The following is a 14,723-nucleotide window of genomic DNA, read 5'->3' on the forward strand; positions in this document are numbered from 1 at the left end:
CGCCTCCCGGGGGCTCCGAAGTGCCCCGGGAGGCGGCCTCCCTGACTTCACGACAGATCGACGGCCGAGCCGGTGCGACTCAGCAGTACCGCCGCTCGGCCCGGGCGAAACCGGCGCTGTAGCCGTCGGCGTAGCCACGGGCGTAGTCGCGGTTGCTGAAGCCGTCTCCGACAGCGTCCAGCCGGCAGTCGTCCCTGGCATCCTGGTAGCCGTCCCGGAAACCGGCCCTGAAGCCCTGCCGGTAGTCGCGCGGACTGTTGACGGCTGCAGGTGCGCTGGCGTGGGTCTCGGTCGGTGTGACCGCTGAAGCCTGCTGTATGCCCACCGGTGCGAAGCCGAGGACGAGGACCGAGCAGGCGACGACGGAACGCTTCCAATGCCTAGCGGTCATGATTACCCCTTGCGTACATAGATTGCGGGGGACTCATTTCCACACTAATACCCCATACGGGTCACGCAACTTGCCCTCCGTCGGCGCAGGAAGACGGACGCGGTCAAGTCGTACGGCGCCTTGCCTCCGTGGAAGCCGGACGCCGGTAAGGGGCGCCTGCCAGGAAGCCGGTGCTCATGCGCGGCCTGGGCTCACGTGCTCGCCTGCCCCGCCCCCGCCAGTGCGGCGACGCGTTCCACGGCGAACACGTAGCCCTGCACTCCGCAGCCCGCGATGACGCCGTCGGCGCGCAGCGAGACGTACGAGTGGTGCCGGAAGGACTCCCGCCGGTGGATGTTGGAGATGTGGACCTCCAGCACCGGCAGTCCGTCGCAGGTGTTGAGCGCGTCGAGGATCGCGATCGACGTGTGCGAGTAGGCGCCGGGGTTGATCACGACGCCGCAGTGGTCCCGCCGCGCCTCGTGGATCCAGTCCACCAGCTCCCCCTCGTGGTTGGACTGCCGGAAGTCCACCGTGCCGCCGTGCGCCGCCGCGGCCTTGGCGCAGAGCGCCTCGACGTCGGCGAGCGTGTCGGAGCCGTAGATCTCGGGCTGGCGCTGCCCCAGGAGGTTGAGGTTGGGGCCGTTGAGAATCATGATGGGGGCGCTGGCCAGGGTGCGGGGCACGGTTCCTCCGGTCCGTTCGGCGTGGGGCGGTCCGTCGGACCGCTGCTCGGACCCGGTTTATCACGGTGAAACAGCGGGGCGGGAAGCCCTAGTCTCACCCGCATGACCACACCGTCGTATCCTCCGAAGCCCTCCCCCGGTGACCGTGTGGCCGTCCTCTCCCCGGCCGAAGGTCTGCCGGGCCTGTTCCCGGTCCCCTTCGAACTGGGCCTGGAACGGCTGCGCGAGGAGTTCGGCCTCGAACCGGTCGAGTACCCGACGACCCGGACGATGGGCGCCACGCCGCAGGCGCGGGCCGACGACATCCACGCCGCTTTCGCCGATCCCGGCATCAAGGCGGTCATCGCGTCGATCGGGGGTGACGACCAGATCACCGTCCTGCCGCTGCTGGACCGCGAGTTGATCCGGGCCAACCCGAAGCCGTTCTTCGGCACGAGCGACAACACCAACCTGCTCGCCTTCCTGTACAACACCGGGATCGTCGGCTACCACGGCGCGAGCGTGATGGTGCAGCTCGGGCGGCCGGTGGCCATGGACGCACTGACCGCGGACTCCCTCCGGGCGGCCCTGTTCACCTCGGGCGCCTACGAACTGCGGCCCGCCGAACGCTGGAACGACGTCGACCGCGACTGGGCCGACCCCGTGACCTTCGCGTCGCGGCCGGAGACCCGGCCGGGCACCGGCTGGACATGGCGCAACGCCGAGCGCGTGGTCGAGGGCCGCGGCTGGGGCGGCAATCTGGAGATCCTCTCCTGGCTCCTGATGGCCGACCGCGAGATCTCGCACGACCTGTCGGTCTACGACGGCGGCGTGCTGTTCCTGGAGACCTCCGAGGAACTCCCCAGCGCCACGGAGGTCTTCCGGATCCTGCGCAACATGGGCGAGCGCGGCCTCCTCCAGCGGTTCCCCGCGTTCCTGATGGCCCGCGCCAAGACCTGGTCCTTCGAACGCCCCAACGGCCCCGAGGCAGCCGCCCGTTACGCCGCGGAGCAGCGCGAAGCGGTACTGAGCGCGCTGGAGGCCTACGCGCCCGACACCCTCGCCGTCTTCGACGTGGACTTCGGCCACACGGACCCGCAGCTCGTCCTCCCCTACGGAGGGACGATCCGCGTCGACGGCCCCGGACGACGCATCACCGTCACCTACTGAGCCCCGCGCGACGCGGTCGCGCCACCGCGCGCCCCGTACCCGTCGGTCACGGTGGGTGGTTGACGCGGCGTGCACGACGTACGCACGGTGAACACCGCGAGCACCGCGAGCACCGCGAGGGCGTCTTCCCTGCCGCGGCTCGCGGCCTCCTCGCTCGCCGGGACGGCCGTCGAGTTCTACGACTTCTTCGTCTACGGGTTCGTCTACGGGACCGCCGCGGCGCTCGTCCTGGGGCCGCTCTCCGTTCCCACGTTCTCCTCACCGACGGGAACGCCGGCCGCCTTCGCGACGTTCGGCGCGGGTTTCGTGGCGCGGCCGCTGTGCCTCGTCGGCTGTGCCGCCGCCGCGCTGTGGATGTTCCCTCTGATGGCGCTGCTGGGCACGGGCGAGCCGCTTGCGATGTTCCTGGGCTTCCTCGGCGCCATGCTCGCGTTCGTCACCATGTTCGCTGTCGTCGCCGCCTGTCTGCCGGAGCTGCACGAGCCACGGATCCGCTGGACGGGCGCGGCGGTCGGCCACCACCTCGGCGGCGCACTCACGCCCCTCGCGGCCACGGCACTCGCGGAGCGCTCGGAGCGGGTCCCCTGGGGGGCGCGTATCTGAGGGGTGTCCCCCTGCTCAGCCTCGGCTGCTTCGCCCTGCTGCCGGAGACCCGACCGGCGCCGGCCCGGCCGAAAGACCTCAGGGATTGACCGCCAGCTCCAGATACGCCGCGAACAGCACCAGATGCACGCCCCCCTGCAGCGGCGTGGCCCTGCCCGGAACGACCGTCAGGGAGCTGACGACGACGGTCAGCGCGAGCAGCACCATGTGGGTGGGGCCGAGGCCGAGGACGAGCGGACCGGAGAGCCAGACCGAGGCCAGGGCGACCGCCGGGATCGTCAGGCCGATGCTGGCCATCGCGGAGCCGAGCGCGAGGTTGAGGCTGGTCTGCACCCGGTCGCGGCGGGCGGAGCGCAGTGCGGCGATGGTCTCGGGGAGCAGGACGAGCAGCGCGATGATCACACCGACGACGGCGTGATGAAGCCCGGCGGCCTCCACGCCGTCCTCGATCGTGGGCGAGACCCCTTTGGCCAGTCCGACCACGCCGATGAGGGCCAGGCCGAGCAGGCTCAGGCTGATCAGCGCGGTCCGCGACGAGGGCGCGGCGGCGTGGTCGTCCCCGGTGATCACGTCGCCCTGCCGGGTGACCGGAAGGAAGTAGTCACGGTGCCGGACGGTCTGGGTCGCCACGAACAGGCCGTACAGGACCAGTGAGGACAGGGCGGCGAAGGTGAGCTGGACGCTGGAGAACTCCGGGCCCGGTTTGCTGGTGGTGAAGGTCGGCAGGACCAGGCTGAGGGTGGCCAGGGTGGCGACGGTCGCCAGGGCCGCGCCGGTGCCCTCGGGGTTGAAGATCGCCGTGCCGTGGCGCAGGGAGGCGACGAGGAGGCACAGGCCGACGATGCCGTTGCAGGTGATCATCACGGCCGCGAAGACCGTGTCCCGCGCGAGGGTGGAGCTCTTGTCGCCGCCGTCCGCCATCAGCGTGACGATGAGCGCGACCTCGATGATCGTCACGGCGACCGCGAGTACCAGGGAGCCGAACGGTTCACCGACGCGGTGCGCGACGACCTCGGCGTGGTGCACTGCCGCCAGGACCGCTCCGGCGAGGACGACCGTGATCAGGGCGACGACCGCGGGGGCGAGGTCACGGCCCCAGGTCAGGGCCAGCAGGACGACGGCGAGCGCCGGCACGAGGGATGTCCAGCGGGTCGTGAGCGACCTGAGCCGAGCGGTCATGCAGTGATCGTCGCAGAGCGGCAGGGGCTCCGCATTCCGTCCGAGAAGCGCCCGGAGAGCGCCGGGAGCGGCGCCCGGCGAATCGCCGTGCACCGCTCCCGGAGGTGGTTCCCGCGTCGTCCGCGGTCAGACGTCGACGCTGTCCTTCGGAGCGTCCTCGCTCCCGGGCTGCGTCTTCTCGGCCGCCGCCTGCTTCTTGGAGGCCCGCAGGCTGGTGATCGTGGTGACGATCAGGACGGAGCAGATGACGCCGAGCGAGACCGGGATGCTGATCTCGGGGACGTGGACCCCGGACTCGTGCAGCGCGTGCAGTACCAGCTTGACGCCGATGAAGCCGAGGATGATCGACAGGCCGTAGCTGAGGTGGACGAGCTTGCGCAGCAGGCCGCCGATGAGGAAGTACAGCTGCCTCAGCCCCATGAGCGCGAACGCGTTGGCCGTGAACACGATGTACGGGTCCTGCGTCAGGCCGAAGATCGCGGGGATCGAGTCGAGGGCGAACAGCACGTCGGTGGTGCCGATCGCGAGCATCACGACCAGCATCGGGGTCATGACCCGCTTGCCGTTCTGCTCGATCCACAGCTTGGTGCCGTGGTAGCGGTCGGCGACACCGAACCTGCGCTCGGCGGCCTTGAGCAGCTTGTTCTCCTCGAACTCCTCGTCCTCCTCGTCCGCCCGGGCCTCCTGGATGAGCTTCCAGGCGGTCCAGATCAGGAAGGCGCCGAAGAGGTAGAACACCCAGGAGAAGCTGGCGAGGATCGCGGCGCCCGCGGCGATGAAGATCGCCCGCAGGACCAGGGCGATGAGCACGCCGACGAGCAGGACCCGTTGCTGGTACTGCGAGGGGACGGCGAACTTCGCCATGATCAGGACGAAGACGAAGAGGTTGTCGACGCTGAGCGACTTCTCGGTGATGAAGCCCGCGAAGAACTCTCCGGCGGGCTGTCCCCCGCCGAAGACGAGCAGGCCGAGCCCGAACAGGCTGGCCAGGGCGATCCAGACGACGGTCCAGATACCGGCTTCCTTGATCGACACGTCATGCGGCTTGCGGCCGATGAAGAAGTCGATCGCGATGAGGGCACTCAGGCCCACGACGGTCAGGACCCACAGGGTCAGGGAAACATCCACTGCGCCTCCGGCAGTACGTAACGGCAGGTGATCAGCGTCGTCGCGCTGCCGGAGGTCTCTTCCACCCCGGGTCCCGGCGCAGGGCATGCGCACGGGGCCGCACGGGCCGACGCCCCGGGATCAGCTCTGATCCGTATTGACGGGTACGCCGCAGTTGACAGGGAGTACTCCCCTCCGCACGAAAAACAGTACCCAATCGCCAAGGAAAGGTAAAGAGTTTGGCAAAGGAAAGATCAAAGAACCTGGTCAGGGCGGCTTTACGGTCGCTTGGCGAAGCGGTGGAAGCGATCAGCCCCGCCACGCCCGGCGGGCCGCGGCGACCTGCGTCAGGACCTGCTGGAGAACCTGGCTGCCGGGCGGCACGAGGGCCGGCTCGTACGTCCAGGCGTGGCCGACCCAGGGATCGGCGAGGTGGTCGTCGGGCACCGGGGTCAGCCGCATCAGCCCGCGCCACAGCGGATCCAGCAACGGACCGTAACCGGCGGCGTCCTCGCGGTCGGCGACCATCATCAGGTGGACGCCGACGGACGGGCCCTCGTCCGCGAGGTAGCGGAGCTGGGTCACGGCACGATCGTCGAAGCCGTGCGGGAAGTCGTTGACGACCAGGAGCTGCTGGGCGGTGTCGAAACCGGGCGGGAGCGAGTCGGCCGCACCGCCGCGCACCGCCATCTGCACCAGGTCGACGTGCTGCGTGAGCCGGGTGAGCACGTCCGTCACGCCGGCCGAGCCCACCGCGGGCGGTGCCGCCAGCACTCCGCTCCGCACCAGCGGGGCGAGCGCCGACGCGCCCGAACCGTCCGGGTCGACGACGTGCACCGTGAACTCGCCGGCCGGGTGGACCGCCAGCAGCCGGGCCGTGTGCGCCACGGCCGAGTCCAGTGCGAGACGGCGCAGCTCGTGGGAGTCGAGGAACGAGCCGTCGGGCGAGCCCGTCCGCCCGCTGTCGATCCACAGACCGCGCTCCAGCGGGAGGCGGATGAGCATGGGGATGCGCAGCCGGTCGCTCTCGGGAAGGCGGAGGTCGCCCAGGCGCAGCGCCATGGGCATTTCCATCGGGACGCGATAGGCGTGCCAGACGGGGTTGTCCCAACGCGCGAAGGCCGGTGGCAGCGCCGGCTCGACGACGTCGGCCTCGGCCACGAGCTGGGCGAGATCACGGTCCAGCACCTGCCGGGCCTGGTCGACGAGCTGGGTGTGTTTGGCGTGAGCGGTCTCGCGGGCGGCGTCGCCCTGGCCGCCGATCCGGCTGCGCGGGTCGGAGAGGGCCTCGTCGAGTTCCCTTTCCCTGCGCGTGTCGGCGAAGTCGACGGCGCTGCGGTACGCGGCCGTGGTGCGGGCCAGGTCCTCGAACATGCCCCAGACCTGGTTGTACAGCCGCTCCTCCATGGACCAGCCGGTGGCGTCGCCGGCGACCGGCCGCGCGGGCCTGCCGGGCTCGGCCGGGGGTGCGGCGGGCGGGGGTGGCGGGGCGGTGTTCCGCCGCCGCGGGTGGCTGTAGTCGACGGGGCCGCCGGTGCCGGACGCCGCGGGGGTGCCCGGCTGGGTGGTGGCCGCGGGGTCCGCGGGCCCTGTCGGGTGCCCCGCCACGGCATCCGCCGCCCCCTGCGACGGCTGGGGACCGGGGTACGGGCCGACGGGGCCCGGGGCGCTCTGCCCGCCGTACGGGGATCCGCCCTGGTCGGGGCCGAGGGCGGAGGCGGCCGCCTGTCGGGAGCGGTCGGCGTCGGCCGTGCGCGGCGGTGGGGCCGGCACCGAGCGGGCCATGCCCTGGGCCACGGCCTCGTTGATACCGGACGCGAGCTGCTGGGCCTGCGCCAGGCCTTGGTCCGCGAGGAGGGCGGCGAGGCCGCCCGCGTACCCCTGGCCGACCGCCCGGACCTTCCAGGCGCCCTGACGCCGGTACAGCTCCAGGGCGACGACGGCCGACTCGGGGCCGAGACCGGTGAGGGTGAAGCGGGCCACTTCGGAACCGTCGAGGCCGGTGACGGCGACGAAGGGGGCGGCGAGGGAGCCGAAGACGACCGGTCCGCCCACCCCGGTGGGCAGGGCGAGCAGAACGCTGACGCGGTGCACGCTCTCCGCGACGGCGTCCAGGTCCACCGCGAGGCGGTGGTCGGTGGCCGCCTGCCGGGAGACCTCGAGACCGGGGAGAGTGGGTGCGCCCGGGTGGGCGACCCACTCCACGCCGTGGATCCTGCCGCTCTCGTCGCAGAGCGTGGCCGCCGCCACGACCGGGGCGCCGGCCGAGACCCGGATCTCCAGGCGGACTTCCAAGAGCGGGTGGTTCTGGCCCCGCACCAGCTCGGCCGTCATCGCCTGTGGTCCCCCTGCGTCGCGTGTCGTGTCGTCGTGTGCCGCCCGGCCCGGTTACAGCGCGGGCAGGATGGCAGGCATCAGGTCCTGGAAGGTGCGGCCGTTGGCCGGGGTGCCGAGGGCGGTCATGTTCCAGCCCGCGCCCACCCGGTGCACCTTGGCCATGATCTGGGCGGTGTAGGCACCGCCGCCCGCGAGCGTGTAGCGCGCCAGTTCCTGGCCGTTGGTCTCGTCGACCAGGCGGCAGAACGCGTTCTGCACCTCCTGGAAGGTCTGGCCGGTGAAGGAGTTCACCGTGAAGACGATCTGGTCGATGTGGACCGGCACGCGGGAGAGGTCGACGAGGATCGCCTCGTCGTCGCCGCCCTGGCCGACGCCGCCGACGAGGTTGTCGCCGGTGTGCCGGACCGAGCCGTCGTCGCTCACCAGGTGACGGAAGAAGACGACGTCGACCGGCTGCTTGTCCGCGAAGAGGACCGCGGAGGCGTCGAGGTCGATCTCCCGGGTGCGGGAGCCGAACAGGCCGCGCCGGGGGGCAGCCTGCCAGCCGAGACCCATGCGCACCGCGGTCAGGCTGCCTCCGTCGGTCTTCTGCAGACTGATGGCCTGACCCTTGGTCATGTTGACGGTCACGCGCTGATTCCCCTCTCGGACTGTCCCCTGTTGCCGCGGTCCCCGCGGTTGACGAAAACCCTACGCAAGGGCACTGACAGTGCCGTACCCAGGACCGCACTTTGTGTCGTTCTTGCAACACAGCGCGTACGACGGCCGGGCCCCGCGTGGTACGTCAGGCGATACCCGCCTCCTTCATCTGGCGCAGTTCCTTCTTCATCTCGGAGACCTCGTCGCGCAGCCGGGCCGCGACCTCGAACTGGAGATCCGCGGCGGCCGCCCGCATCCGCGCCGTCATCTCCTCGATCTGGCCGGCGAGTTCGGCGGCGGGGCGGTCGGTCGGGACCGTCTCCTTGGCCTTGCCCTTCGCGGCGCTGGTGGACTTCGCGCCCTTGGCCGCCTTGCCGCCGAGGGAGGGCACCGGCGCCTTGGTGCCGCCGCCGTCCTTCTTCGCGCGGTAGCCGGAGCCCAGCAGCTGCTCGGTGTCGACCTCCTCGCGCGCGATCTGCGCGACGATGTCGTTGATCTTCTTGCGCAGCGGCTGCGGGTCGATTCCGCGCGCCGTGTTGTAGGCGATCTGCTTCTCGCGGCGGCGGTTGGTCTCCTCGATGGCCCGCTCCATGCCCGGGGTGACCTTGTCGGCGTACATGTGGACCTGGCCGGAGACGTTGCGCGCGGCGCGGCCGATGGTCTGGATCAGCGAGGTGCCGGAGCGCAGGAAGCCCTCCTTGTCGGCGTCGAGGATGGCCACCAGGGACACCTCGGGCAGGTCGAGGCCCTCCCGCAGGAGGTTGATGCCGACCAGCACGTCGAACTCACCGGACCGCAGTTCGCGCAGCAGCTCGATGCGGCGCAGAGTGTCGACGTCGCTGTGCAGGTAGCGGACCTGGATGCCGAGTTCCAGGAAGTAGTCGGTGAGGTCCTCGGACATCTTCTTGGTGAGGGTGGTGACCAGGATCCGCTCGTCCTTCTCGACGCGCGTGCGGATCTCGTGCACCAGGTCGTCGATCTGGCCCTCGGTGGGCTTGACGACGATCTCGGGGTCGATGAGGCCGGTGGGGCGGATGATCTGCTCGACGACGCCGTCCCCGCGCGAGAGTTCGTACTTGCCGGGCGTCGCCGACAGATAGACGGTCTGCCCGATGCGCTCCTGGAACTCCTCCCACTTCAGGGGGCGGTTGTCGAGGGCGGAGGGAAGCCGGAAGCCGTGGTCGACGAGGGTGCGCTTGCGGGAGGCGTCGCCCTCGTACATGGCACCGATCTGCGGGACGGTGACGTGGGACTCGTCGATGACGAGGAGGAAGTCGTCGGGGAAGTAGTCGAGCAGGGTGTTCGGCGGGGAGCCGGGCAGGCGCCCGTCGAAGTGCATCGAGTAGTTCTCCACGCCCGAGCAGCTGCCGATCTGGCGGAGCATCTCGATGTCGTACGTGGTGCGCATGCGCAGGCGCTGGGCCTCGAGGAGCTTGCCCTGCTTCTCGAGTTCGGCGAGGCGCTCGCCCAGCTCCTTCTCGATGTCGTTGACGGCGCGCTCCAGGCGCTCCGGACCGGCCACGTAGTGGGTGGCGGGGAAGACGTACAGCTGCTCGTCGTCGCTGATGATCTCGCCGGTGAGCGGGTGGAGGGTCGACAGGGCCTCGATCTCGTCGCCGAACATCTCGATGCGGACGGCCAGTTCCTCGTAGACCGGGAAGATCTCGATGGTGTCGCCGCGGACCCGGAAGGTGCCGCGGGTGAAGGCCGTGTCGTTGCGCGTGTACTGGATGTCGACGAAACGGCGCAGCAGCTGGTCGCGGTCGATCTCGGCGCCGACCTTCAGCGGGACCATGCGGTCCACGTACTCCTGGGGGGTGCCGAGGCCGTAGATGCAGGAGACCGAAGCGACCACGACGACGTCCCGGCGGGTGAGCAGCGAGTTGGTCGCGGAGTGGCGCAGCCGCTCGACCTCCTCGTTGATCGAGGAGTCCTTCTCGATGTAGGTGTCCGACTGCGGGACGTACGCCTCGGGCTGGTAGTAGTCGTAGTACGAGACGAAGTACTCCACCGCGTTGTTCGGCAGCAGCTCGCGGAACTCGTTGGCCAACTGGGCGGCCAGCGTCTTGTTCGGCGCCATCACGAGCGTGGGGCGCTGGAGCTTCTCGATCATCCACGCGGTGGTCGCGGACTTGCCGGTGCCGGTCGCGCCCAGGAGGACGACGTCCTTCTCACCGGCCTCGATGCGCTTGGCCAGTTCGGCGATGGCCGCCGGCTGGTCACCGCTGGGCTGGTAGGGGCTGACGACCTCGAAAGGCGCCACCGTGCGTTCGATGCTGGAAACGGGCCGCATGCCATCCACCGTACGACCCGCCACTGACAATGCGGTCCGGTCAGCGGTTCTGCGGGGTCCGGTGCTCGTGGGGGGCCGCCTTGCGGCGGGTGCGGAGCCGGGCCCGGGCGACGGGGTGCGGGTGGGCCGGGACGCCGGGCCGGTGCTCGGCGGGGCCGCGGTCGGGCCTGCCCGTCGTCATGAGGGGGTCGAACAGCACCACCACGCCGGCGAGGCAGAGGAAGGAGAGCGGGCCGATCAGCATCGGCGCGAGGAGATCGGTGGGCGAGTCGCCGGCGGACGGCGATCCCGTGGCGTGCAGATGGACACTGAGGGCGGCCATGCCCGTGTAGTGCATGCCGGTCACGGCGAGGCCCATGACGAGGCTCGCGCCGACGCTCCACAGGAAGCCCCTGACCTGCCCGGCGGCCCACAGCGCGGTGGTGGCGGCGGCCATGGCGACGGCCACGGAGACACCCACGGTGAGGGTGTTGTACTCGAACTTGCCGTCGAACCGCATACCGGCCATGCCCAGGTAGTGCATCGAGGCGATCCCGAGGCCCGTGATGGTGCCTCCGGTGAACAGGGCGGTGCCGGCCGCGCCCCGGTAGCCGACGATGAAGATCCCTACGCCCACCATGACGACGGCGACGCCGAGGCTGGCGTAGGTCATCGGCTTGTCGTAGTGGATCGGGGCGCCGGCGACCGTGAAGCCCGTCATGGCGACGAAGTGCATGGTCCATATGCCGGAGCCGATCGCGGCCGCGCCGAGGGCGAGCCATCCGGGGCGCCAGGAGCGGGCGACGCGCATGGCTCTGGTCGTGCAGCGCAGGCCCAGGGCACCGCCGAGGCAGGCCATGAGGTAGGCCACCAGCGGTGTCACGAGTCCGTAGCTGAATCCGTCGGCCGTGCCGTGCATGCGCGGTTGCCCTTCCGCCCTGGTGCTGGAATGCCTGGAGCGCGCCGTGTACCCAGGACCGCGCGAGCGATCAGGGTTGACGCAGAGCAGTATGACTGCCACCGGAATGGTCGAACGATTTTCCGGCAAAGAAACACGGCCTTGCCGCAATGTGCGGCACCGGTGTGCGGTCCCGGCCGTCAACCTCCGTCCTTCGGCCTTCCCACACGCATCCGCCGTCGACTCTCTGCTGTCACAGTGGTGCCGTACGTGATCGGCCGATGCGAGGAGTACGCATGCACGCGCGCGCAGTCGCCGCGGCGACCACCGCACTGGTGGGTTTCGTCGCCCTCCTGCTCCCGGTGCACGACGCCCGGGCGGGGATCGTCGGGCGGCCCGTGGTGATCGCCCATAGGGGCGCTTCCGCCCAGGCTCCCGAGAACACGCTGGCGGCCGTCGACGCGGCCGCCGACCTGGGCGCCCGCTGGGTGGAGAACGACGTCCAGCGCACGAAGGACGGCGAACTGGTGGTGATCCACGACGACAGCCTCGAGCGGACCACCGACGTCGAGGAGGTCTTTCCCGGACGGGCTCCGTGGAAGGTGCGGGACTTCACCGCGGCCGAGGTCTCACGGCTCGACGCGGGCAACTGGTTCGGCCCCGCGTACGCGGGCGCGCGCGTGCCGACGCTCCGGGAGTACGTCCGCCGTGTCGAGCGTCACGGCCAGAAACTGCTGCTGGAGCTGAAGAACCCCGCGCTGTACCCGGGGATCGAACAGGACACCCTCAAGGTGCTCGCCGACGAGGGGTGGCTGGACCGGGAGCATCTCGACCGGCTGGTCGTGCAGAGTTTCGGCGCCGGCAGTCTGCGGACCGTCCACGACCTGGCGCCGTCGGTGACGACCGGTCTGCTGGGCAAGCCACCGGTGCGGGACCTGCCCGGCAGCGCGGCCTTCACCGACCTGGTCAATCCCTCGTACGTGTCTCTTTCCGCGGAGTACGTCTCCGCCGTGCACGCGGTCGAGGGACCGCACGGCAGCCCGTTGAGGATCTTCGTCTGGACCGTGGACGACGCGGCGGCGGCCCGGACCGTGGCCGGGTACGGCGTCGACGGCATCATCACCGACAAGCCGGACGTGGTGGCGCGGGCCCTGTACGGGCACTGACCCCGCGACCGGTCCGGCGCCGTGCCCGCCGTCGGGCCGCGGCGTTGTCGGCGGCGGGTCGTACGGTGGGCACATGGACAGCCACGGACAGTACGAGCAGCAGGTCGTGTGGACCGTCGTCGACACCGGCATCGGTCCGCTGCTGCTGGCCGCGACTCGCGCGGGTCTGGTCAATGTCGTGTTCCACGCCGATGAGCCGGTGCGCGAGAAAGCGCTCCGCCGCCTCGCGGACCGGCTGGGTGCGGAGCCGGTCGAGTCGCCCGGATCTCCTCTGCTGCGCGAGGCGATACGCCAGGTCGACGCCTACTTCGCCGGGGAGCGGCGCGACTTCGCACTCCCCCTGGACTGGTCGCTGATCTCCGGCTTCAACCGGCAGGTCCTGCGTGAGCTGGCCTCCGGCGTCCCGTACGGCGCGGTCGTCGGCTACGGCGATCTGGCCAAGCGTGTGGGCCAGCCCGGCGCGGCGCAGGCGGTGGGGACGGCGATGGGTGCCAACCCGCTGCCGGTCGTGGTGCCCTGCCACCGGGTGGTGGAGAGCGACGGCGGGATCGGCGGTTTCGGCGGCGGCCTGGAGGCCAAGCGCAGGCTGCTCGCCCTGGAGGGGGTTCTGCCCGAGCCGCTGTTCTGAGCGGCTCGGGCGGGCGTCGGGGCAGGCGCGGACCGGCTGGGATGCTGGTCCGCGACGGGTGCGGGCGACGGCGTGCGGGCGGGGCGGTGCGGGTGTGTACCGGCGCCCGCGTCAGTCGTAGTGCCGGATCTCGACGACGTTGCCGTCCGGGTCGCGGAAGTAGAGGCTGCGCGTGGCCGCGCCCCGGGCGCCGAACGAGCCGTGCGAGACGTCCGAGACCGGGACGGCGTGCTCGGCCAGGCGGGTGCGGAGGGCGTCGAAGGCGGTGCGGGACAGGGCGAGGCAGATGTGGTTCACGGGGTGTCCGGCACTGTCGGCCGCCCCGGGGAGCATCGTCATGCCCTTCACCATGGTCAGCGGCATCAGATCGAGGAGGCTCCCGTCGTCGACCCGGACGGAGGGGAAGGGCTCCTCACCCGCGGCGAACTCGGCGAGCCGGACGGGTGCCAGGCCGACGACGTTCTCGTAGAAGTCGGCCGCGGCGAGCGGGTCGCGCACCCACAGGACGACGTGGTCGAGGCGGGGCGAGTTGTCGGTCATGCCTTCCAGCCTGGTGTCGTCCCGCACAGGCCGCAAGGGTTTGGCCGGGCGCGCCGCCCGCCAGAGATGAGGGAGGACCGACGGACAGGAGGCGGGCACGTGGTGCTGGTGGTGTCGGAAGAGGTGCGGGAGGCGGTCGACGCGCGTCGCCCCGTGGTGGCGCTGGAGTCCACGATCATCGCCCACGGGCTGCCACGTCCGCGCAACCTTCAGGTGGCGCGGGAGCTGGAGGCGCTGGTGCGCGCGGAGGGCGCCGTACCGGCGACGATCGCCGTGCTGGACGGGCGGCCCCGTGTCGGACTCGACAAGGAGCAGTTGGAGCGGGTCGCCAACGAGGACGGCATCCGCAAGCTGGGCCACCGCGACCTGCCTCTCGCGGTCGCCTCGGGGGCGAGCGGGGCGACCACGGTGTCGGCGACCGCGCTGCTCGCGGCGCTGGCCGGGGTGCGGGTGTTCGCGACGGGCGGACTCGGTGGGGTGCACCGGGAGTGGACGGTCACCCAGGACGAGTCGGCCGACCTGGGCCTGCTGGCGCGTACCCGGATCACGGTGGTGTGCGCGGGGGTGAAGTCGATCCTGGACGTGCCGGCGACGCTCCAGCGGCTGGAGACGCTGGGGGTCGCCGTCGCCGGGTACGGCACCGACCGCTTTCCCGGCTTCTACCTGTCCGACTCGGGGCATCCGGTGGACTGGACGCTGGAGAGTCCCGGTCAGGTGGCGGACGTGATGCGGGCTCAGGTCGCGCTCGGTCTGCCGGAGTCGGCGCTGATCGTCGCGAACCCGGTGCCGGAGGAGGAGCAGCTGGATCCCGCGCTGCACGCGCGCGTGCTCGCGGAGGCGCTGGAGGCGTGTGCGGCGGAGGGGGTCACGGGCCAGGCCGTCACGCCGTTCCTGCTCGACCACCTGGTCCGCCACACCGACGGCGCCTCCCTGAGCGCCAACCTGGCCGCGGTGCGCGGCAACGTACGGCTGGCGGGGCGGATCGCCTCGGCGTGGGCCGGGGCGTGACCGGCGGTCCGGGGCCGGGTTCCGGCGGGGCGGATCGAGGCTCCGACGGCCTAGGTGGTGTCTTCAAATGATCTTGAGTGGTGGATCATGGTCGGGTGATACGTCGCCATGAACTGTCCGATGCGGAGTGGGAGTTCGTCC

At 71.0% G+C, this 14,723-nt stretch carries 14 protein-coding genes; 5 read left to right on the forward strand and 9 right to left on the reverse strand.

Going from position 1 to position 14,723, the window contains the following annotated elements:
- Positions 1-79: 79 nt before the first annotated feature.
- Together ACH4N1_RS33815 and aroQ are read right to left on the reverse strand one after the other, a co-directional pair.
- A complete protein-coding gene (locus ACH4N1_RS33815; protein ID WP_398104160.1) occupies positions 80-391 on the reverse strand; it encodes a hypothetical protein in 312 nt (103 codons plus the stop codon).
- 191 nt (positions 392-582) lie between these two features.
- Positions 583-1,056 (reverse strand): type II 3-dehydroquinate dehydratase, encoded by a 474-nt coding sequence (gene aroQ, locus ACH4N1_RS33820; protein WP_398104162.1) that lies wholly within the window; start codon positions 1,054-1,056, stop codon positions 583-585.
- A 102-nt stretch (positions 1,057-1,158) separates the two neighbouring features.
- Between aroQ and ACH4N1_RS33825 the strand changes: the two genes are divergently transcribed.
- Both ACH4N1_RS33825 and ACH4N1_RS33830 read left to right on the forward strand, forming a co-directional pair.
- On the forward strand, positions 1,159-2,205 hold the full coding sequence (locus tag ACH4N1_RS33825) for a S66 peptidase family protein (protein WP_398104164.1): 1,047 nt from the start codon (positions 1,159-1,161) through the stop codon (positions 2,203-2,205).
- 69 nt (positions 2,206-2,274) lie between these two features.
- Positions 2,275-2,808, forward strand: a complete 534-nt coding sequence (locus tag ACH4N1_RS33830; RefSeq protein ID WP_398104166.1) for a hypothetical protein — start codon at positions 2,275-2,277, stop codon at positions 2,806-2,808.
- A 78-nt stretch (positions 2,809-2,886) separates the two neighbouring features.
- On the opposite strand, the gene ACH4N1_RS33835 is transcribed toward ACH4N1_RS33830, so the two are convergent.
- The 6 genes from ACH4N1_RS33835 to ACH4N1_RS33860 form a co-directional block, all read right to left on the reverse strand.
- A complete protein-coding gene (locus tag ACH4N1_RS33835) occupies positions 2,887-3,987 on the reverse strand; it encodes a calcium:proton antiporter (protein ID WP_398104168.1) in 1,101 nt (366 codons plus the stop codon).
- Between the two features lie 126 nt (positions 3,988-4,113).
- Positions 4,114-5,115, reverse strand: coding sequence for a TerC/Alx family metal homeostasis membrane protein (locus ACH4N1_RS33840; RefSeq protein WP_398104170.1), 1,002 nt, complete (start codon positions 5,113-5,115; stop codon positions 4,114-4,116).
- Between the two features lie 288 nt (positions 5,116-5,403).
- A complete protein-coding gene (locus ACH4N1_RS33845) occupies positions 5,404-7,428 on the reverse strand; it encodes a TerD family protein (protein ID WP_398104172.1) in 2,025 nt (674 codons plus the stop codon).
- A 54-nt stretch (positions 7,429-7,482) separates the two neighbouring features.
- A complete protein-coding gene (locus ACH4N1_RS33850) occupies positions 7,483-8,061 on the reverse strand; it encodes a TerD family protein (protein WP_366062170.1) in 579 nt (192 codons plus the stop codon).
- A gap of 154 nt (positions 8,062-8,215) precedes the next feature.
- The gene (uvrB, locus tag ACH4N1_RS33855; RefSeq protein ID WP_398104174.1) at positions 8,216-10,363 is read right to left on the reverse strand and encodes an excinuclease ABC subunit UvrB; all 2,148 of its coding nucleotides are present in this window, start codon (positions 10,361-10,363) and stop codon (positions 8,216-8,218) included.
- 40 nt (positions 10,364-10,403) lie between these two features.
- Positions 10,404-11,261: an MHYT domain-containing protein gene (locus tag ACH4N1_RS33860; protein WP_398104176.1), complete on the reverse strand. Its 858-nt coding sequence runs from the start codon at positions 11,259-11,261 to the stop codon at positions 10,404-10,406.
- 275 nt (positions 11,262-11,536) lie between these two features.
- On the opposite strand from ACH4N1_RS33860, the gene ACH4N1_RS33865 reads away from it, so the two are divergent.
- A complete protein-coding gene (locus tag ACH4N1_RS33865) occupies positions 11,537-12,406 on the forward strand; it encodes a glycerophosphodiester phosphodiesterase (protein ID WP_398104178.1) in 870 nt (289 codons plus the stop codon).
- A 73-nt stretch (positions 12,407-12,479) separates the two neighbouring features.
- Positions 12,480-13,034, forward strand: a complete 555-nt coding sequence (locus ACH4N1_RS33870; protein ID WP_398104180.1) for a methylated-DNA--[protein]-cysteine S-methyltransferase — start codon at positions 12,480-12,482, stop codon at positions 13,032-13,034.
- A gap of 111 nt (positions 13,035-13,145) precedes the next feature.
- Here the strand turns inward: ACH4N1_RS33870 and ACH4N1_RS33875 are convergent, their stop codons facing one another.
- A complete protein-coding gene (locus ACH4N1_RS33875; protein WP_398104182.1) occupies positions 13,146-13,574 on the reverse strand; it encodes a VOC family protein in 429 nt (142 codons plus the stop codon).
- A gap of 102 nt (positions 13,575-13,676) precedes the next feature.
- Between ACH4N1_RS33875 and ACH4N1_RS33880 the strand changes: the two genes are divergently transcribed.
- Entirely contained in the window at positions 13,677-14,582 is a 906-nt protein-coding gene (locus ACH4N1_RS33880; protein WP_398104186.1) for a pseudouridine-5'-phosphate glycosidase, read from the forward strand.
- Positions 14,583-14,723: the final 141 nt, after the last annotated feature.

Origin of the sequence: Streptomyces sp. NPDC017202 (assembly GCF_044331705.1) — a bacterium.
GTDB lineage: Bacteria > Actinomycetota > Actinomycetes > Streptomycetales > Streptomycetaceae > Streptomyces.

Bases quoted from the DNA above. Each gene is read 5' to 3' on its own strand.
- ACH4N1_RS33815 (WP_398104160.1), bottom strand. From the start codon at position 391: ATGACCGCTAGGCATTGGAAGCGTTCCGTCGTCGCCTGCTCGGTCCTC.
- ACH4N1_RS33825 (WP_398104164.1), top strand. From the start codon at position 1,159: ATGACCACACCGTCGTATCCTCCGAAGCCCTCCCCCGGTGACCGTGTG.
- ACH4N1_RS33835 (WP_398104168.1), bottom strand. From the start codon at position 3,987: ATGACCGCTCGGCTCAGGTCGCTCACGACCCGCTGGACATCCCTCGTG.
- ACH4N1_RS33845 (WP_398104172.1), bottom strand. From the start codon at position 7,428: ATGACGGCCGAGCTGGTGCGGGGCCAGAACCACCCGCTCTTGGAAGTC.
- uvrB (WP_398104174.1), bottom strand. From the start codon at position 10,363: ATGCGGCCCGTTTCCAGCATCGAACGCACGGTGGCGCCTTTCGAGGTC.
- ACH4N1_RS33860 (WP_398104176.1), bottom strand. From the start codon at position 11,261: ATGCACGGCACGGCCGACGGATTCAGCTACGGACTCGTGACACCGCTG.
- ACH4N1_RS33865 (WP_398104178.1), top strand. From the start codon at position 11,537: ATGCACGCGCGCGCAGTCGCCGCGGCGACCACCGCACTGGTGGGTTTC.
- ACH4N1_RS33870 (WP_398104180.1), top strand. From the start codon at position 12,480: ATGGACAGCCACGGACAGTACGAGCAGCAGGTCGTGTGGACCGTCGTC.
- ACH4N1_RS33875 (WP_398104182.1), bottom strand. From the start codon at position 13,574: ATGACCGACAACTCGCCCCGCCTCGACCACGTCGTCCTGTGGGTGCGC.